Annotated in this window: 20 protein-coding genes; 6 read left to right on the top strand and 14 right to left on the bottom strand. The window is 34.7% G+C overall.

Annotated elements, in window-relative coordinates:
* Positions 1 to 4 precede the first annotated feature (4 nt).
* The 8 genes from IEV50_RS10580 to IEV50_RS10615 all read right to left on the bottom strand — a co-directional run bounded on the left by IEV50_RS10580 (position 5) and on the right by IEV50_RS10615 (position 7,650).
* Positions 5 to 466, bottom strand: a complete 462-nt coding sequence (locus IEV50_RS10580) for a hypothetical protein (protein ID WP_188413946.1) — start codon at positions 464 to 466, stop codon at positions 5 to 7.
* 17 nt (positions 467 to 483) lie between these two features.
* Complete coding sequence (locus IEV50_RS10585; protein WP_188413948.1) at positions 484 to 1,407, bottom strand: transporter; 924 nt, start codon at positions 1,405 to 1,407, stop codon at positions 484 to 486.
* Positions 1,408 to 1,421: 14 nt separating this feature from the next.
* Positions 1,422 to 2,468, bottom strand: a complete 1,047-nt coding sequence (locus IEV50_RS10590) for a cytochrome-c peroxidase (RefSeq protein WP_188413950.1) — start codon at positions 2,466 to 2,468, stop codon at positions 1,422 to 1,424.
* Between the two features lie 5 nt (positions 2,469 to 2,473).
* Positions 2,474 to 3,325, bottom strand: a complete 852-nt coding sequence (locus tag IEV50_RS10595; protein WP_188413952.1) for an MbnP family protein — start codon at positions 3,323 to 3,325, stop codon at positions 2,474 to 2,476.
* A 6-nt stretch (positions 3,326 to 3,331) separates the two neighbouring features.
* Positions 3,332 to 4,417 carry a cytochrome-c peroxidase gene (locus tag IEV50_RS10600; protein ID WP_188413954.1) on the bottom strand — a complete coding sequence of 362 codons (1,086 nt, stop codon included), beginning with the start codon at positions 4,415 to 4,417 and terminating at the stop codon, positions 3,332 to 3,334.
* Between the two features lie 2 nt (positions 4,418 to 4,419).
* The gene (locus tag IEV50_RS10605) at positions 4,420 to 5,220 is read right to left on the bottom strand and encodes an MbnP family protein (RefSeq protein WP_188413956.1); all 801 of its coding nucleotides are present in this window, start codon (positions 5,218 to 5,220) and stop codon (positions 4,420 to 4,422) included.
* 186 nt (positions 5,221 to 5,406) lie between these two features.
* On the bottom strand, positions 5,407 to 5,778 hold the full coding sequence (locus tag IEV50_RS10610; protein WP_188413957.1) for a hypothetical protein: 372 nt from the start codon (positions 5,776 to 5,778) through the stop codon (positions 5,407 to 5,409).
* A 135-nt stretch (positions 5,779 to 5,913) separates the two neighbouring features.
* The gene (locus tag IEV50_RS10615; protein ID WP_188413959.1) at positions 5,914 to 7,650 is read right to left on the bottom strand and encodes a phospho-sugar mutase; all 1,737 of its coding nucleotides are present in this window, start codon (positions 7,648 to 7,650) and stop codon (positions 5,914 to 5,916) included.
* A 257-nt stretch (positions 7,651 to 7,907) separates the two neighbouring features.
* On the opposite strand from IEV50_RS10615, the gene IEV50_RS10620 reads away from it, so the two are divergent.
* Positions 7,908 to 9,221 (top strand): aspartate kinase, encoded by a 1,314-nt coding sequence (locus tag IEV50_RS10620; protein WP_188413961.1) that lies wholly within the window; start codon positions 7,908 to 7,910, stop codon positions 9,219 to 9,221.
* Here IEV50_RS10620 and IEV50_RS10625 read toward each other — a convergent pair.
* The gene (locus tag IEV50_RS10625) at positions 9,210 to 9,374 is read right to left on the bottom strand and encodes a hypothetical protein (RefSeq protein ID WP_188413963.1); all 165 of its coding nucleotides are present in this window, start codon (positions 9,372 to 9,374) and stop codon (positions 9,210 to 9,212) included. The genes IEV50_RS10620 and IEV50_RS10625 overlap by 12 nt on opposite strands.
* A gap of 165 nt (positions 9,375 to 9,539) precedes the next feature.
* Here IEV50_RS10625 and lysA point away from each other — a divergent pair, with 165 nt between their 5' ends.
* The gene (gene lysA / locus IEV50_RS10630; RefSeq protein ID WP_188413965.1) at positions 9,540 to 10,709 is read left to right on the top strand and encodes a diaminopimelate decarboxylase; all 1,170 of its coding nucleotides are present in this window, start codon (positions 9,540 to 9,542) and stop codon (positions 10,707 to 10,709) included.
* Positions 10,710 to 10,776: 67 nt separating this feature from the next.
* On the opposite strand, the gene IEV50_RS10635 is transcribed toward lysA, so the two are convergent.
* The 4 genes from IEV50_RS10635 to IEV50_RS10650 all read right to left on the bottom strand — a co-directional run bounded on the left by IEV50_RS10635 (position 10,777) and on the right by IEV50_RS10650 (position 13,601).
* The gene (locus IEV50_RS10635) at positions 10,777 to 10,989 is read right to left on the bottom strand and encodes a hypothetical protein (protein WP_188413968.1); all 213 of its coding nucleotides are present in this window, start codon (positions 10,987 to 10,989) and stop codon (positions 10,777 to 10,779) included.
* 48 nt (positions 10,990 to 11,037) lie between these two features.
* A complete protein-coding gene (locus IEV50_RS10640) occupies positions 11,038 to 11,415 on the bottom strand; it encodes an SRPBCC domain-containing protein (RefSeq protein WP_188413975.1) in 378 nt (125 codons plus the stop codon).
* 315 nt (positions 11,416 to 11,730) lie between these two features.
* Positions 11,731 to 12,132, bottom strand: a complete 402-nt coding sequence (locus IEV50_RS10645) for a GxxExxY protein (RefSeq protein ID WP_188413976.1) — start codon at positions 12,130 to 12,132, stop codon at positions 11,731 to 11,733.
* Positions 12,133 to 12,410: 278 nt separating this feature from the next.
* Positions 12,411 to 13,601, bottom strand: a complete 1,191-nt coding sequence (locus IEV50_RS10650) for an acyl-CoA dehydrogenase family protein (RefSeq protein WP_188413979.1) — start codon at positions 13,599 to 13,601, stop codon at positions 12,411 to 12,413.
* A 113-nt stretch (positions 13,602 to 13,714) separates the two neighbouring features.
* On the opposite strand from IEV50_RS10650, the gene folB reads away from it, so the two are divergent.
* Both folB and IEV50_RS10660 read left to right on the top strand, forming a co-directional pair.
* The gene (folB, locus tag IEV50_RS10655; RefSeq protein WP_188413981.1) at positions 13,715 to 14,083 is read left to right on the top strand and encodes a dihydroneopterin aldolase; all 369 of its coding nucleotides are present in this window, start codon (positions 13,715 to 13,717) and stop codon (positions 14,081 to 14,083) included.
* 2 nt (positions 14,084 to 14,085) lie between these two features.
* On the top strand, positions 14,086 to 15,501 hold the full coding sequence (locus IEV50_RS10660) for an FAD-binding oxidoreductase (RefSeq protein WP_188413983.1): 1,416 nt from the start codon (positions 14,086 to 14,088) through the stop codon (positions 15,499 to 15,501).
* Positions 15,502 to 15,595: 94 nt separating this feature from the next.
* Here IEV50_RS10660 and IEV50_RS10665 read toward each other — a convergent pair whose 3' ends face one another.
* Complete coding sequence (locus IEV50_RS10665; RefSeq protein ID WP_188413985.1) at positions 15,596 to 16,090, bottom strand: acyl-CoA thioesterase; 495 nt, start codon at positions 16,088 to 16,090, stop codon at positions 15,596 to 15,598.
* A 68-nt stretch (positions 16,091 to 16,158) separates the two neighbouring features.
* On the opposite strand from IEV50_RS10665, the gene IEV50_RS10670 reads away from it, so the two are divergent.
* Both IEV50_RS10670 and IEV50_RS10675 read left to right on the top strand, forming a co-directional pair.
* Complete coding sequence (locus IEV50_RS10670; protein ID WP_188413987.1) at positions 16,159 to 16,593, top strand: Hsp20/alpha crystallin family protein; 435 nt, start codon at positions 16,159 to 16,161, stop codon at positions 16,591 to 16,593.
* A 173-nt stretch (positions 16,594 to 16,766) separates the two neighbouring features.
* Positions 16,767 to 18,083, top strand: coding sequence for a nicotinamide mononucleotide adenylyltransferase (locus IEV50_RS10675; RefSeq protein WP_188414408.1), 1,317 nt, complete (start codon positions 16,767 to 16,769; stop codon positions 18,081 to 18,083).
* Positions 18,084 to 18,091: the final 8 nt, after the last annotated feature.

Here is an 18,091-nt window from a genome sequence, read left to right on the forward strand (position 1 = left end):
AATATTAGTGGTTACGAGGATTATCTAAACTTGATTGAATAGGAACAACCTGATAAGATTTAAGCAAAGAATCTGAAGTCCGGGTAACTTTAATGTATTCATCTTCAACTTCTCTTATTTTTATCATTTGTGTTTTATAATAATTAAGAGTTTCCTGCTCATTTTTACCTTTGAAATCATCTTTGAAAAAATGCATCCAATCCATCATATTTTCATCTGCTTTGTTTAATTTTTCAATCAACTGGCTGATTTTTGTCGTGTCTGGTGATGATTTAGCCTTTTCTGAAATAAGAAGTGTATCTAATTTCATTTTATTCTTAATCACTTTTTCGCCATCAACCATTACCTTATCATGGATGTTTAGCACTTCTTTGCGAACAGCTTGTGCATCTGGCTCAGTTTTGCAACCTGCAAAGAATACTATGCTTATTATTAAGTAATACCAGTGTTTTTTTAAGTTTTTCATCTTGTTAATTTAATATTTTAAAAAGGTAAAGATACGTGCAGCATCAGCCGATTACCTGCATAAGCTCTACCACCAGCCAAATCTTGAGCACGTACGTTTTGATAATTGGCACCAAAAGATAAACCTTTCATCGCAACCTCAACACCAGCAACAGCAGATAAAGAATAACCGCCCGATACGTCAACAGAGTATTTTTTACTTTCTACATCTTTTTCAGCCGTTTCATACAACATGCCCGCATTGGGTGCAACGGTAACAGTATTTGCAATTCTAAATTTGTAATACGCTAGTAGGTTTGCTGTAAACTTGTTTCCATAACGGTATTGAAACTTATTTTCGGTATTAATTTTATAATTCAAATTTGCGTTAATCCCCAAATCGTTCAGCCGAACATCATAAGCTGCATTAATTGTAAAATCTGTACTTGCTGTTCCGAGCTGAAAGTTGTTCGGTGATTCAGAAATCGCTAAGCGTTCTGTTGGCTCATATTTACCTGTAGGCATTTTAATACCTGCGCCAATCCATAGTGACTGAACCAGAAGTTTTTCGCCCAGTGTACCACTATGGTTAAATAAATTATAATAACCCATAACAGCGACATCTCCCAACCCTTGTTTTGTGCCGGTATTATCTTGTGTACTCCGCTTATTAAAGTTGTAAGGTACAAATGCAAGTACTCTAAATTTGCTGCCAATATTCCAACCACCCCAAACTTCAGTACTTTGATAAGTTTCATTCGCTGTAATCGGGGTAATTTGTCCTTGCGGACCTAAGTGGGTTTGCAAAGTTTTGTATTGGTATCGTAATCCTAAAAAACGCTTGTTGTATTCAGGTAATATGCCAATGTAGTAACTGCCAACACCGCAACCACAAATGTCGCAGGCAATGGCACTAAATGAACACATCAGAATAAATAAGCTTAATATAATTTTAAATTTCATTTTTTTTATGTGAATTATTGTTCGGCTAATAGTCTGTTGTTAATGAAAGATTCATCGTTTAAAGTAGCCAGAAAGGCGAGTAGCTTTGTTTTATCTGTCTCGGTTAAATTAATGCCAAGCTTACCGTTTTGATTTAAAATAGGGTCGAGGTTTTCTAAGTTTTGAACCTGACCGCTATAGTGCTCTAAAACGGCTCCTATGGTTAAAAATCTCCCATCGTGCATAAATGGTGCGGTGTAATTTAAGTTTCGTAATGATGGAACTTTGAATTTGTACCTGTCGGATGCCAGAAGCGTAGCCAGGTATAAACCCTGGTCTTTAACCGGACTCAGCGATAAACCATTATTTCTAAATGAACCATCTGTAAACAAAGGTTCTTTGTGGCACGACGAGCATTTTTCCTTAAATATATTGTAACCATCCAACTCCGTTTGGGTAAAAGAGGCATTGTCTTCTTTCCTCATTACCTTATCGTACTTAGAATTGCTACTAACACACATCACCATGAATTGTGATAAGGCCTTCATAAAACGACTTGTAGTAATATCTTCGCTACCAAAGGCGGATTTAAATAAAGCGGTGTATTTTGGTAAAGCCCTAAGTTTATTGAGCACATTATCTAAATTCTCATCCATTTCTTCGTGAGTGGTAATGGGTACAATAGGCTGTAAATCCAAATCATATACACCACCACCCCACATAAAGGCCTTATTCCATGCTAAATTCATTATCGGGGGAGAGTTTCTTGTGCCTAATCTATCATCAATACCGTGACTTACATCATGCCCATGTTGTGTAAATGCTGAAGATTGAATATGACAAGAGCCGCAGCTAACGGTGTTATTTCTTGATAATCTGGCTTCGTAAAAGAGTGTTCTACCTAGCTCAAAAACCGATTTTGTTACCGGATTTGCAGTAAAATTATAAACTGGTTCCGGGAAATTAGCAGGTTTCTGAAAACCTAAAAATGTTTCTATTTTCTCCTGAATAATTTCACTTTTTTTACATGCAAAAATGAAAATACTAATGGAGAGAATAATTATCCAGTGTCGCTTGTTCATCTTTATTAATTTTCAGTATGGTCATGTCTAAACATTTCGGTTAAATTCTTGGCAATGTTTACGCTGTAATCGCTAAACATTACATTCGGATGCTCGGCTATTTTAAAGCTATTAGTGCCATTAAATACTTTCATTGCATCCATAAATAAATGAACATTGCTTTGCCTGTCTTTTCTAACTTTAGCAATTCCAGCTTTCGTTAAATCAACCGTAATCGTTTTTATATTATTAATAGTAGGAGCGGAGTAACCACCAAAACCGCCAATGTGGTATTTGAATTGCTTTTTGCCAGTCGGGTCGCCGTTTACATCGTCAGAAATTACATTCGAATTTCCTTCAAATCTAAAAAAGATATAACCTGAATTCCAGCCCCAATACATGCCACCGCTATCATGCCCGCCATTTGCTGCAGGGTCTAAAACACCCGTCCGCTTGTCTATTCCCATGGTGCTGCGCAAACTGTCAACGCCCAGGGTAAAAGTAAGTCTGGTGTAATCACCTTCAGGAACACGAACTTTTGCAAATCGAGTAGACTTGTCAGAAGATTGGATTAAGAAATAACTGGAATCTTGCTTTACCGCATATTCCTTTCCATCTGCGGTAGCTACCTTAATGTTGCTAATGAAATATTGTAGCATTGAAATCGAAAAGGATTCTCCTTTAGCGTTAACATAAGGGGTTGTAGTATTGTTAAAACTCAGGGTTCTATCGCCAACTATATTATCAAATTCTACAGAAAAGGGCGCCAGATTTGTTTCTGCAAATTCTGGTGCTGGACTATCTTCTTTAGAACAGGATGCAAGTAATAAAATAGAGCAAAATGCGAGTAACGTAATTCTTATGCTTAAGTTTTTCATGATAAATTAATTAGGATTACTAAATTTTTTGTTGCTGATAAACGAGTTATCAGTTAATGCAGATAAAAATGCTTTGATGGCTATTTTCTCTGTCGCAGAAATTGGAATGCCTACATTTCCATTATTTTGATAAAGACTTTTATCCAGTGTTGCAGAAATTTTTATACCCGAATTATAATGTTCAAGTACATCATCAATGGTTTTAAATCTGCCATCGTGCATATACGGGGCAGTAAGCATTACATTTCTCAACGAAGGCGTTTTAAACTTTCCTAAATCAGCTAGGTTGAAGGTTACTCTAAATCTGCCCTGATAAATCCCTTCTAAATCATCAGGATAAGTATCGTCAATCCCATTGTTGCGGAATAAATCATCAGTAAAAAGTTCTCCAACATGGCATGAGCCACATTTTGCTTTTACTAAATTCATCCCCGATATTTCTACATCTAATAAGGAGACATTATTTTCCTTTCTAACGTACTGGTCGTATTTTGAGCCATCGGATATGAGTGTTCTTTGAAATTGGGCAAGGGCTTTCACGATGTTTGCAGATTTAACTTCTTCATTAAAAACTGCTTTAAATCTGGTTACATAGTTCGGAACCTGTTTCAACTCTGTTTCCAACTCCACAAGGTTTTGGTGCATTTCGTCGGCACTAGTTAATGGTCCAAATGCCTGAGATTCTAGATTTGTAGAACCACCATCCCAAAATAGTCCGTTTTTAGCCCAGGCTAAATTAAACAGCGCTGGTGTATGCCTTTCTAATTTCTTTCCAGAGGCACCAATGTTGGTTAAAGCAACTGCATCGGTAAAGGCAATGTCTTGTCTGTGGCACGATGCGCAAGATATCTTGTTGTTTCCCGAAAGCCTGGTATCATAAAATAAAAGTCGGCCAAGTTCAATACCTTCTGCAGTAAGCGGATTGTCAATATCATTATCAATTGCTGGAAAGTTAGACCCTGCTTTAAGTTTTACACTAGTAAGCTTTGGAATAATTTCATCCACAATATTATCCTTTTTGCATGCAGTTAAAACGCATGCAAAAAGGATACAGGCTGATAATTGCAGAAAAGCATTATTGCCTTTGTACATGATTAATTAGCAGATTTTACAGTAAAAACTTTAGTAGCGTAGTTGTTTGCAACAGCTGTCATCACGCTAGCCTGCGATGCACCTACAGTTGGTGTTGCAATTACATCAATACCATCAAATGCTTTTGCAACATCTACATTTAAAATGATGCTACTTGATTTTGAAGACCCGATTTTTACAGCTTGAGGGAAGTTTAAAGAAACTGTCTTGTAGTTTGCATTTAGTCCCGTTTCTACTTTCAAACTCTTGCTGGTAGACCCTTCTTTAACCGTTCCGGTAGCAGAGGTAAAAATGTAACTGGTTAACCACATCCACGAAACATTTGTCATTCCGTTTAATTGCGATAATTCTCCAGATTGAAGACTTAAGTTATCATTGTATTTTTGGTCTACACCAACTCCAAACTTAATGGCCTTATAATCTCCGGCAGGAATTTCTTTTAATGAAACATCTTCTCTTTTTGTAGCAGGATAAATGGTAGTAGAAACTTCGTTATTTACACCAACTAAATTGATGGCACCGGTTTCTTCTATTAAATAATATGAACCTTGAACTTTTACTTCTTCACCGGCAGCGTTAACCAATATTAAGTTACTTACCCAATATCTGAATTTATTAAAATTGAAGGTTTTTGTACCGAGTGCGAAATCCTTATTTAGGGCAAAGTCGCTACCATTGAAAGTTGCATCGAATGTTAAAGTTGTTTGTCCAGCTCCATCAGTTGTTGCGATTAAATCATCATCTTTAGAGCATGATGTAAATAAAATTGTAGCTAATGATAAGATTGTTAAAAATTTTTTCATTTTGATTTTTGTATTTTTCCAGGCCATGGCAGCTTGAAAACGCGTAAGCCATAGCCCAAACCGTTTTAAATATTTGAATAGTAATATTATTGACAGTACACGCTTAAAAGTGCACAGCAATAAAAAATAAATTGAATTTAAATTTCCCTAAAGCCGAGGTTTCGGATAAGGAATAAAAAGAAATTACTAAACCAATTTTGGCGGTTGAAAAATAGAAAAATGTAATGAAGTAAGTGGCTTTTGTATAAAACCAATTTCTGATTTTATTTCAAAAGAAGGGATAAGGCTAACTATATTGATATTCAAGAAAATAGGTTCAGCCTCAACAATTCTTTTTAAGTTATCTTGAATTTGTTTGTTCTTACCTTCTAAATCTTTAAGCTTTTTTGCTAGAAAACATTGACCGTCGCAATGTAATTCAGGATGTGCCTTATTAATACAGAAAACACTGGTAATATATTCTTTGTTCATTTGATAACCAGAAAACAGCACCAATTGCATCGCACCTTGAGATAAGGTGAACAAAACCAGTATGTATATAATTAATCTCTTGAACATAGTATTTGCTGCAAAAGTAATAAAAGATAACGGTTGAGGCAAGGAAATATTAAATGAATAATGATAGCTATAAATAAAAAAAAACACAGATGAAATTCTTCATCTGTGCTATCAATAAATTTGCAATTTAAAAACCTAAGCCTGCAAATCGGCCATTACCGCCTTAATCTTATCACCAAGTTCTCCATTTACTTTAGCAAAATCTGCTCTATCAGCCAATGGTGCATTTACGCTGCAATAAAATTTGATTTTTGGCTCTGTACCACTCGGACGGGCAGAAACGATACTTCCATCTTCAGTAATAAATTGCAACACATCCGATGCCGGATAATCTAATTTAGTTACTTTTCCACTTGCTAAATCAGTTTCCTTGCCCAGTTCGTAATCCTTTAATATCGAAACCTTAGAACCACCTAAAGATACTGGCGGATTGTTTCTAAACTTCTCCATCATGGCTTTAATTTCTTCAGCACCCGTTTTTCCTTTTTTGGTTAACGAAACTAAATCCTCTTTATACAAACCGTATTCTACATACATATCCAGCATTGCATTGTACAAACTCGCTCCTTTATCTTTGTAATAAGCCGTCATTTCAGAAATGAAAGCAGCAGATACGACAGCGTCCTTGTCGCGAACTAAATCACCAATTAAGTAACCGTAACTCTCTTCACCACCAGCAATAAAAGTTTTTTTACCTTGTAAATTGGTAATCACCTGTCCAATCCACTTGAAACCTGTTAAAGTATTAAAGTATTCTACGTTTTTAGCATCGCAAATTGCTTTAATTAAACTTGTAGTTACAATAGTAGATACCACATATTCTTTACCATCAAGTTTACCACTTTCTTGCCAAGCTGTTAAAAGATAATTAATCAATAAACTACCGGTTTGGTTACCATTAAGTAAAACCCACTCGCCATCGTTATCTTTAACTGCAATACCAACACGGTCGGCATCAGGGTCAGTTGCTAAAACTAAATCAGCATCAATTTCTTTTGCTTTATTCATGGCTAAAGTCAATGCTTCTTTTTCCTCTGGATTAGGATAAACCACTGTTGGAAAATTACCATCTGGCTCGCTTTGTTCTTCAACAACCGTTACGTTGGTAAAACCAAATTGCTTAAGTGCTTTTGGCACTAAAGTAATCCCTGTTCCGTGGATAGGAGAGTATACAATTTTTAAATCGTGTTGTCTTTTTATTGCATCAGGAGAAATTGAAAGTGCTGTAATACCGTCTAAGTAGAGCTTATCTATGGCCTCGCCTATTAATTCAACATTTGCAGCAACTCTATCAAACTTCACTTCATCAATGCTTTTGATTTTATTTACCTCATCGATAACCAATTTATCATCAGGAGAAGTAAACTGACCGCCATCTGCACCATAAGCTTTATAACCATTATATTCCTTTGGATTATGCGATGCTGTTAACATTACACCACTTCTGCAGCCAAAATGACGAACTGCAAAAGATAATTCAGGTGTTGGTCTTAAGGCCTCGAAGAAGTAAACATGGATACCGTTTGCGGAGAAAACATCTGCTGTAATTTTTGCGAAGTAATCTGAATTGTTTCTACTATCATGTGCTATGGCAACACTAATTTTTTCACCTGGATATTTGTTGTTCAAATAGTTCGCTAAACCTTGAGTTGCCGTTCCTATCGTGTATTTATTAATCCGATTAGAACCCGCACCCATAATACCGCGTAAACCACCTGTGCCAAACTCTAAGCTTCTATAAAAAGCATCTATAAGTTCTGTAATGGCGTCTTTATCTACAAGAGCCTGGATTTCTGACTTCGTTTTTTCGTCGTAATTTCCGCTTAGCCACTGATTAATTGTGGCCTGGGTCGATTGGTCAATTGATTGCATTTAGCTTTATTTTTAATTTAATATCTGGTGTTGAACAAATTTATGAGGATGAAGTTTGGTTAGAATCAATTAATTTCAATTCATCCAAATTTTATTTTGTTGAGGATGTTGCTTTTAAGCTGCTTTTGCTTATTTTCACGCCCCGATACAATAATAAAGAAAATTACATATTCCAGTATATAAATGAAACCATTATAATTTTTTTCTTTGATAAAAACTATGATAGTTGCATTACCGATAAAAATCAATAAGACTAAATGAAAATATTAAAATTTGGGGGTACTTCTGTAGGTAGTCCCGAGCGCATGACGAAGTTGTTGGATATTATTAATCCAAATGAAGAACAGATTGTAGTTTTATCAGCCGTGTCTGGTACTACAAATAGTTTAGTAGAAATTTCAAATTATTTTTTGGCCGGAGATAAGAAAAAGGGAAGCGAATGTGTTGAGAATTTATATCAAAAATATAAGGATTTTGTAATTGAACTTTTGCCAGCGCCTGATTTTCAGGAAATGGGAAATGAAGTTATTGATTATCACTTCAGCTTTTTAGCAGTGATTACCAACGATATTTTTACTTCGATTGAGGAAAAAGTTGTTTTGGCTCAGGGCGAATTATTATCAACCACCTTATATCATATCTATCTAAAATCAATTGGTGTAGAGTCTGTTTTATTACCAGCTTTAGATTTTATGAAAACAGACGAGGATAATGAGCCTGATATTCCATTTACAACCAAAAATTTAACGCCTTTATTGGAGGCAAATAAGGGTAATAAACTTTTCATTACCCAAGGATTTATTTGTCGCAATAGTTTTGGCGAAGTAGATAATTTACGTCGTGGTGGAAGTGATTATACTGCCTCCTTATTAGGTGCTGCAATTTTAGCAGAAGAAGTTCAAATCTGGACAGATATTGATGGAATGCACAATAACGACCCCCGAATTGTAAAGGGAACCAAACCAATTGCACAATTATCTTTCGATGAGGCAGCTGAGTTGGCGTACTTCGGAGCAAAAATTTTGCATCCGCAATCGGTTTTTCCAGCACAGAAATATAAAATCCCAGTTCGTTTATTAAATACCATGGAGCCATCGGCTGCCGGAACTTTAATTGCCCACGATAGCGAAAAAGGTAAAATTAAATCTATCGCCGCTAAAGATGGTATTACGGCAATCCGCATTCAGTCTAGCCGTATGTTACTAGCTTATGGTTTCTTACGTCGTGTATTCGAGGTTTTTGAACGTTATAAAACGCCAATAGATATGATTACTACATCGGAGGTTGCGGTTTCCTTAACAATAGACGAAATTGGAAATCTTCCGAAAATTATAGAAGAATTAGAAAGTTTCGGAACGGTTGAAGTAGATACTAACCACAGTATTGTTTGTGTAGTTGGTGATTTTGGTTCAGAAAAACATGGCTTTGCCAGTAGGGTCTTGGAAGGATTAAAGCACATTCCAATTCGTATGATTTCTTACGGAGGAAGTAATTATAATGTTTCGCTTTTGATTTTAAGTGAATATAAAACAGAAGCTTTAAGGAGTCTGCACAATAGGTTATTCGAATAGAAGATAAAAGGTACCGGTTACTACTAATAATCCGATAAGGAAATGAAAAGCCAAAAAACTTGCCGGCAGTAATCCGTTTTTGTATTTCTTGTAAGAATTGAATAAACCCAAACAAATAACGAAAACGATAAAAATGGAAGCTACTATCTTCATTTTTTAATAAATAAAAGGAATAATACAATCAGGAGTAAAACCAGAAAGAATCTAATTTTTCCATTATATTGTTTTTGGGTAATTCTTCCATGTTTTAAATCAAGGTAATTACCTATATAAATTAGCCCAAAGAATAAAATTAAAATTATAATAAGAAATTTGAACATGTTCGCCGATAAAGATATATCAAAGTTTAATAATATAGAAACACCTTTTTATTATTACGATACAGAGTTGCTTCAAAAAACGTTAAGCACTTGTGCAGAGGCTGCCGCTACCTATCAATTTCACATCCACTATGCAATGAAAGCGAATTTCAATTCGGTTTTATTGAGTCAAATTAAAGAAATTGGTTTTGGCGCAGATTGTGTAAGTTCAGGTGAAGTAAGAAGAGCAGCAGAAGTTGGTTTTGACCATAAAAAAATCGTTTTTGCTGGTGTAGGCAAATCAGATAAAGAAATAAACGAAGCTTTAGATTTAGATATTTTCTGTTTTAATGTAGAATCCATTCAGGAACTGGAAGTGTTAAATGAACTTGCTGCTGCAAAAGGTAAAACTGCCCAGGTAGCCATTCGTATTAACCCAAATGTTGATGCGCATACCCACCACAACATCACCACAGGTTTGGATGAGAATAAATTTGGTATCAATTCCTGGGATTTACCAGAATGTGCGGAAACTTTAAAGGTATCTAAGAACTTAAAATTCATTGGGATTCATTTTCACATCGGTTCGCAAATTACCAACCTCGATGTATATAAAAATCTTTGTGTTCGCGTAAACGAATTTGCGAAATGGTTTGAAGATAAAGGCTTTACTTTAGAAGTTTTAAACGTTGGTGGCGGTTTAGGTATCGATTATTATAATCCTGATAATCAAATACCTGACTTTAAATCTTATTTTAAAATATTTAATGAATTTTTAGAAGTTAAGGCTGGTCAGGAAGTTCATTTTGAACTTGGACGAGCGCTTGTTGGTCAATCAGCGTCACTAATTACCAGAGCTTTGTATATCAAAAATGGTAAGAAGAAGAATTTTGTTGTTTTGGATGCAGGAATGACAGAATTAATGCGCCCGGCGTTATACCAGGCATACCACAAGATAGAAAACTTAACTCAATCAAAAACAGTAAATCCAATATCCGAAATTATAAAATATGATATTGTTGGTCCAATTTGCGAAAGCACTGATTGCTTTGGAAAAGAAGTTGAGCAACCGGAATCGTTCAGAGGAGATATTTTTGCCATTCGTAGTGCAGGTGCTTATGGCGAAGTTATGGCATCAAAATATAATTTGAGAGATGCAATAAGATCTGTTTATAGTAACGAGATTTAGAGATGTGTCAAATTGAGCTTGTCGAAATGCTTTAAAGTTCTTCGACAAGCTCGAAATGACATCGTCTTTATTTTCTTTTCGATGCTACAAACACAAAAACGCCAGCTACTAAAATTATCCCACCAGCATAAGGCGGCCAATTAACTGATTTTTCTCTGTCTGCAGAGATTTGTATCGGACCAGCATCTACAATTTTTTCTTTTCGCGTGTATGTGAAGCCAGTCCAAACCAGCATTGCGATTCCAATAAGAATTAATATTAGTCCTACAGTCTTATTCATGATTTTATTTATTGATTAAAATCTAAACAGTTGTAAGAAGTTAATGTTTTATTCGTCAAAAAAATCAACCAATCCACCAATAAAATACTCTTCAATTCCTTCAGTAAATTCTTTATAATCTTCCTCAGGGATGTTGGTTTGCTTAAACTCTAAAGAAGTACCAGCTTTATCAGCATGAAGTTTAATTGTTACTATAGATGGTTCGCCATCTTCGCCAAAATACCATTGCTGCACAATTTTTTTATTGGTTTCAAACGCTATGTTTTTACCAACGATATCACCATCCCAAAAAGAAAACTCAGTATCTGATTTCTCTTCAAATTCTACTTCAGTACCAGTCCAAAGTTTAATGCTGATATCTTTTGTAAGTGCTAAATAAACTTCTTCAGGTGTTGCTGGTATGTATGTGTATTTTTTGTAGTCCATTCTTTATCAGGATTTTTAAGGATTTAAAGATTTTCAAGATGATAGTTCAAAAAATCAATTCGAGAGTAAATGTGCTTTTATAATTCGTTAATGAATATGATTTTTAATATTTAAAGATTTTCAAAATGATAGTTCAATAAATCAAATCAAGTGTAAATGTGCTTTTATAATTCGTTAATGAATATGATTTTTAATATTTAAAGATTTTCAAAATGATAGTTCAATAAATCAAATCAAGTGTAAATGTGCTTTTATAATTCCTTAATGAATATGATTGTTAATATTTAAGGATTTATCGCCTTGTCATTTAAATCCTCAAATCTTGTTCAATCCTGTTCTATATTTATTAATTATAGGGTTGTAAATCTTTTTAAATTGTAAACTTGTTGCCCCAAAATTAATCAATAATCCAATATTGAAATTATAAGCAACAACATAATTTTTTGCTTGTGCTAAGTGGTTATTTTCTAAATTTATACAAGCTTTAAGTTCTACCGTTAATAATTCTTCAACAACAAAATCAGCTCTTCGTTTTCCAACAATTAAACCATCATAAAAAATCTCTTGTTCAACCTCTCGTCTGAATTTTATTCCAGCTTTCTCTAACTCAATGGCTAGGCAACGTTGATAAATAACCTCTTGAAAACCATTTCCTAAAATGTTATGCACTCTCATTGCACAACCATTTATTCTATAGGTCAAATCTTCAATATCCATTTTTAAATAAATTAATGGAATGAAAAATACAACAATAGGGAACAGGATTAAAAGGATTTAAGAATTTTTAAGGTGATAGTTTCTAGAACTCAAATTAAGAAAATTTATATTATTTATTGAATCTTTAATTTTTATATATTAACTCAAAAAGCAAGTTGACAATCCTGCATTGATTTTATTCTTATATATTTCCTTTCAGAATAGAAATTTGTTAAACTTTTTAATCCTCTAATTTCAATTCTTATCTAGAAAATCTTTAAATCCTTTTAATCCTGCTCTTATTTAAATGCATTTAATCCCGTCACATCCATGCCTGTAATCAGTAAATGAATATCGTGAGTTCCCTCATAAGTTACTACTGATTCCAGATTCATCATGTGACGCATAATGGAATATTCGCCAGTAATTCCCATTCCGCCTAACATTTGGCGGGCATTTCTGGCGATATCTAATGCAATTTCAACACTATTTCTTTTAGCCATAGAAATTTGCTCTGCAGTCGCACGATTTTCACTTTTTAGCACACCCAAACGCCAAGCCAAAAGCTGACCCTTAGTAATTTCAGTAACCATTTCGGCTAGCTTTTTCTGCTGCAATTGAAATCCTCCAATAGGTTTTCCAAACTGAACTCGTTCTTTAGAGTAACGAAGCGCAGTATCATAACAATCCATTGCAGCACCTAAAGCACCCCAGGCAATTCCGTAACGAGCCTGGTTTAAACAACCTAAAGGACCTTTTAAACCGGTAACGTTAGGCAAAATATTTTCTTCAGGAATTTTTACATTATCAAAAACCAGTTCTCCTGTAGCTGATGCTCTTAAGCTCCATTTGTTATGTGTTTCAGGTGTAGAGAAACCATCCATCCCGCGTTCAACTATCATTCCTCTTATTTTACCAGATTCATCTTTCGCCCAAACCACCGCTATATCTGCAAAAGGAGCATTGCTAATCCACATTTTAGCACCATTTAAAATATAATGCGAGCCAGCATCTTTTATATTTGTAACCATTCCACCTGGGTTAGAGCCATGGTCTGGCTCGGTTAAACCGAAACAGCCCATCATTTCACCACTGGCTAATTTTGGTAAATATTTTTTACGTTGTTCTTCACTTCCATAAGCGTAAATAGGATACATAACCAAAGAACCTTGAACCGATGCAGTAGAACGAATGCCAGAATCGCCACGTTCAATTTCTTGCATTAAAATACCGTAAGCTGTATAATCTAAACCTGCTCCACCATATTCTACCGGAATCGTTGGTCCGAAGGCACCAATATCAGCTAATCCTTTTATTAAATGTTTTGGAAATTCTGCTTTTTGTGCATAATCTTCAATAATCGGACTCACTTCTTTTTTTACCCATTCGCGTGCTGAAGAACGTATAAGTTTATGTTCATCCGTTAACAATTCATCCAATAAATAGTAGTCTGGTGCCTCGTACAGGTCTTTTTTTACTGATTTGCTCATGTAATTTCGTATTATCTGGTTAAGAAATCCGTTCAATTTCAAAGGTAACAATTTACGGCAAGGGGCATGATATTCATGAATAAAAATATAATTTTACACCACACAAATTATACATGGGTAAATTTAAACAAACAGTAGCTTTAAAAGATGTAAAATGCTTTGCTTTGCATGGTTATTATCCTGAAGAGCAACTTATTGGAAATCATTTTATTATCGATTTAATAACTGAATTTTCACCTCATGGTTTTGATGATGAACTTGCTCAAACGGTAAATTACGAAGATTTGAATAAGATTATTCAAGAAGAAATGAAAAATACCCAAAAGCTTTTGGAAACCGTTTTGAATAATATGATTACCAAAGTTATTGAGCTATATCCTTTTGTAGAAACTGTTAATGTCAGTATAAAAAAATTAAATCCACCAATGCCAGGACAAATCGGGCATTCTTTTGTTCAATTATCTTACACATCAGCGAAATAGAAATGAACTTTACCAAAATAAATTCGGAAATTTTAGCAGAAATTAAATCAGCTATAGGCGAGGAAAAAGTATTTACCGATGCTGAAAGTTTAGATAATTACAGTCACGACGAAACGGAAGATTTGCGTTATCAGCCAGAAGTTGTGGTTAAACCGACATCTCCTAAAGATGTTTCTACATTACTTAAAATTTGTAATGCACATCATGTACCAGTAACGCCACGCGGTGGAGGAACAGGTTTAAGCGGTGCTGCTTTACCGATCTATGGTGGGGTTTCTTTATCGATGGAAAAATTTAAATCGATACTTGATATTGATACAGAAAACTTGCAGGCAACAGTTGAACCCGGTGTAATTACCGAAGAATTTATTAATGCGGTTGGCGAAAAAGGACTGCTTTATCCAGTAGATCCAAGTAGTAAAGGTTCTTGTTTTCTTGGTGGTAATGTTGCTCATGGTTCTGGCGGGCCAAGAGTTGTAAAATACGGAACAATCCGTGAGTATATTTTAAATCTCGAAGTTGTTTTACCTAACGGAGATATCATTTGGACGGGTGCTAATACATTAAAATATGCCTCAGGATATAATTTAACACAGTTAATGATTGGTTCGGAGGGAACTTTGGCTGTGGTAACAAAAATCGTAACTAAACTTTTGCCTAAACCAAGTCAATCAGTTTTAATGATGGGTTCTTTCAGTTCAAATGAGGATGCCTGTGCTGCAGTTTCGGCTATTTTTAGGGCAGGTGTAACACCATCTGCATTAGAGTTTATGGAACGGAAAGGAGTGGAGTGGGTAATTAAATTCGATGACATCAAGTTTGATTTAAAGGATGATGTTGCCGCATTGTTAATGATTGAATTTGATGGAGATGATTTAGATGACATATTCAAAAACTGCGAAAAAACTAATATCGTTTTAGAAGAGCACAATTGCACGGAGGTTTTATTCGCTGATACCGCATCGCAAAAGGAAGAACTATGGCGGATGCGTAGAACGATGGCTGAATCGGTAAAAGCAAATTCTGTTTATAAGGAAGAAGATACCGTTGTACCTCGTGCAGCTTTACCGAAATTAATCAACGGAATTAAAGAAATAGGATCTAAATATGGCTTTGAAAGTGTTTGTTATGGCCATGCAGGTGATGGAAATTTGCATGTTAACATTGTTAAGGCTGGTATGAGTGATGGAGATTGGAAGGATAAACTCAAATTTGGTATCGCTGAAATTTTCGAATTAACAACTGCTTTGGGTGGAACTTTATCCGGTGAACATGGAATTGGCTTGGTACAAAAAGAGTTTATGCCAATTAAATACTCCGAAATACATTTAAATTTAATGCGAGGAATCAAAAATGTTTTTGACCCAAATGGGATTTTAAACCCTGGGAAGATAATGCCGAACCCCCAAACCCCCTAAAGGGAGAGTTAAAGGCAAAGTGGAAAAGCGATTCAAAGAAATAAATGTGGTTTTTAGTGGCTCATAGAAAGACCTTTGGAAAGGCAAAGCCCCTTTAGTGTGTTGGGGGTATTGCTTCAAAGCCTAACATCTTTTGCTTTTCTGCATCTGGTATAGCTGTTGGTTTGCTTGTAGTATAATCAACAGCTATACAAATCGTTTTGCCCTTGCTACAGATTAACTCTTCTGTCCCTTTAATTTTTACAATTTGATATTCCAAATCAAAGCTTGTATTTCCGATTCTTGAAGTTTTTACATGAACGGCAATTTTATCATTCATCACGATAGGTAAAATGTAATCTAATTCTGCATGCGCGATTACAATTCCTGTTTTCTCCCAGTCCCATTTTACAATCTCTTCCCAATATTTCGTTCTGGCGATTTCTAAGTAGGTAAAATATACCGAATTATTAACGTGACCCATCATGTCGAAATCAATAAAACGCAAATGAATATTCGTTTTATAGTTGAATTTATCTGAAAATTCCCGAATATCTGTCAACTTGTCTTTTGATTTGGAAATAATTTGCCATAATGTCTTGAAAATCATAAATATTTGGTTTGGTATGTAAGTTGAATAATGGTTAATATCAAATTAAAAAAATAAAAATTAGAGATATGACACTTGTAAATTTTAACAACAGAACCCGCAACACAGCTCCTTACTTTAACAATGTTTTTGATTCATTGTTTAGCGATGCAGTAACTAAAAATAAAATGGTTGATAAATCGCCAAACGTAAATATTCACGAAAAGGAAACTTCTTATATTATTGAGTTAGCTGCGCCAGGTTTAAAGAAAGAAGATTTTCAAATCAACTTAAAAAAAGAGACTCTTTCTGTTTGGGCAGAAGTTAAGAAAGATGAAACCCAAGTAGCTAAAGATTTTACACGTAAAGAATTCGACTATAGCTCATTTGCAAGATCGTTTAATTTACCTGATAAAGCTGATGGTGATAAAATTACCGCTGAATATAAAGATGGTATTTTAAGTATCAATATCAGCAAAAAAGACGATGTTAAATTACAACACAAAGAAATTGTAGTATCGTGATAAAAATATTCTCGTAAGAGGGTTTTCATAATAGTTTAAGTTTAGGTTTTACGAGGTTAGCATTGGATAATGCTAACCTTATTTTTTACATGAACTTCTCAAGTATCTAATAAATAACCAGTGAACTAATTTACAATTGAACTAATGAACCATTTTTGTACTTTTGAGGCATGATGGCAAGAGAAATTCTAGATACTAAACGTAAAGCACTTAAAATAAATCTTGATCCGAGGATTTATGGAACTTTCGCTGAAATTGGGGCAGGGCAAGAAGTTTCCCGAAATTTTTTCAACGCTGGTGCAGCATCTGGAACCGTGGCCAAAACCATGTCGGCTTATGATATGACTTTTAGCGATGCCATTTACGGTGCTGAATCTACCGGCCGTTATGTTTCTCAAAACAGGCTCTTGCAAATGCTCGACCATGAGTTTGGCTTACTTAATGAGCGTCTATCCGCTGCAAAATATGATAGCCAAACTTTTTTTGCTTTTGCTGATACCGTTACTACGCTTAATTACAAACGTACAAATGAACCTCATGGTTGGGTTGGTATTCGTTTCCAGGATGAGCCTAGAGGTTTACCTAACGAAATATTTTTCCATGTTCGCCTGCTAGATACTGATGTAAATATGCAGCAACGTGTTTTGGGCATTATTGGTGTAAACCTGCTTTATGCAGCTTTTTATCATTATCAAGATCCAAAATTAATGGTCGAATCTTTAGCGGATAATTTAACCATTGGTTCTGTAGAAATTGATTTAATCTCTGTTAAAGGTCCTGCTTTTACTGAAGTTGATAACATCTTACTTAATCTTTATATGATTATGAAAGATTTCTCGGCAGCTGCAATCTTCGATTCAGATGCACATCCTCGCCAGGCAAAAGATTTGCTATATAAAAAGGATATCATGATTTTGAGAACTAAATATGGCCAGAAATCATTGCCTAACTTTAATTTATTTAATAAAGCAACCGACCAATTTAAACGTACCAATAAAGTAGAAGATGGTAATCTTGCCGTAATGATTGAGGTTTTATTAACAAATGTTTTAACTGATGAACAAGAAACACCTGATGATATTGATTTAGAATCTGTTGCGAAACGTACTCAAGAAATGTGCGATACAGGCAATATTGTGATTGTATCTAATTTCACACGTCACAACCGTTTGGCCAAATATTTAGCCCGATGTAAACCTAAAAGTGTTGGCTTGGCAACAAACATCAATAACCTAAAATTTGTATTTAATTCTACAAACTTCAAAGGTGAAAACTATTCAGGCCAGTTATTGAGTTATGTAAACGACATGTTTAATACAAACGTTCGATTGTTTGCTTACCCTTTTTTAGATAAAAAAACAAATGAAGTGATTACAACTTCGAATATGCCAATTACTCCAGAAGCGAAACCACTATTTGATTTTCTTTTGATAAATGGTTACATAACTGATATTAAAGATTATAATGAGGACGAAGTAAAAACTGTTTAGTATCGTTT

This window comes from Pedobacter mendelii (assembly GCF_014635725.1).
In the GTDB taxonomy this organism is placed as follows: Bacteria; Bacteroidota; Bacteroidia; order Sphingobacteriales; family Sphingobacteriaceae; genus Pedobacter; species Pedobacter mendelii.

Coding starts and splice junctions, on each gene's coding strand:
- IEV50_RS10580 (WP_188413946.1), bottom strand. CDS start 466: ATGAAAAACTTAAAAAAACACTGGTATTACTTAATAATAAGCATAGTA.
- IEV50_RS10585 (WP_188413948.1), bottom strand. CDS start 1,407: ATGAAATTTAAAATTATATTAAGCTTATTTATTCTGATGTGTTCATTT.
- IEV50_RS10590 (WP_188413950.1), bottom strand. CDS start 2,468: ATGAACAAGCGACACTGGATAATTATTCTCTCCATTAGTATTTTCATT.
- IEV50_RS10595 (WP_188413952.1), bottom strand. CDS start 3,325: ATGAAAAACTTAAGCATAAGAATTACGTTACTCGCATTTTGCTCTATT.
- IEV50_RS10600 (WP_188413954.1), bottom strand. CDS start 4,417: ATGTACAAAGGCAATAATGCTTTTCTGCAATTATCAGCCTGTATCCTT.
- IEV50_RS10605 (WP_188413956.1), bottom strand. CDS start 5,220: ATGAAAAAATTTTTAACAATCTTATCATTAGCTACAATTTTATTTACA.
- IEV50_RS10610 (WP_188413957.1), bottom strand. CDS start 5,778: ATGTTCAAGAGATTAATTATATACATACTGGTTTTGTTCACCTTATCT.
- IEV50_RS10615 (WP_188413959.1), bottom strand. CDS start 7,650: ATGCAATCAATTGACCAATCGACCCAGGCCACAATTAATCAGTGGCTA.
- IEV50_RS10620 (WP_188413961.1), top strand. CDS start 7,908: ATGAAAATATTAAAATTTGGGGGTACTTCTGTAGGTAGTCCCGAGCGC.
- IEV50_RS10625 (WP_188413963.1), bottom strand. CDS start 9,374: ATGAAGATAGTAGCTTCCATTTTTATCGTTTTCGTTATTTGTTTGGGT.
- lysA (WP_188413965.1), top strand. CDS start 9,540: ATGTTCGCCGATAAAGATATATCAAAGTTTAATAATATAGAAACACCT.
- IEV50_RS10635 (WP_188413968.1), bottom strand. CDS start 10,989: ATGAATAAGACTGTAGGACTAATATTAATTCTTATTGGAATCGCAATG.
- IEV50_RS10640 (WP_188413975.1), bottom strand. CDS start 11,415: ATGGACTACAAAAAATACACATACATACCAGCAACACCTGAAGAAGTT.
- IEV50_RS10645 (WP_188413976.1), bottom strand. CDS start 12,132: ATGGATATTGAAGATTTGACCTATAGAATAAATGGTTGTGCAATGAGA.
- IEV50_RS10650 (WP_188413979.1), bottom strand. CDS start 13,601: ATGAGCAAATCAGTAAAAAAAGACCTGTACGAGGCACCAGACTACTAT.
- folB (WP_188413981.1), top strand. CDS start 13,715: ATGGGTAAATTTAAACAAACAGTAGCTTTAAAAGATGTAAAATGCTTT.
- IEV50_RS10660 (WP_188413983.1), top strand. CDS start 14,086: ATGAACTTTACCAAAATAAATTCGGAAATTTTAGCAGAAATTAAATCA.
- IEV50_RS10665 (WP_188413985.1), bottom strand. CDS start 16,090: ATGATTTTCAAGACATTATGGCAAATTATTTCCAAATCAAAAGACAAG.
- IEV50_RS10670 (WP_188413987.1), top strand. CDS start 16,159: ATGACACTTGTAAATTTTAACAACAGAACCCGCAACACAGCTCCTTAC.
- IEV50_RS10675 (WP_188414408.1), top strand. CDS start 16,767: ATGGCAAGAGAAATTCTAGATACTAAACGTAAAGCACTTAAAATAAAT.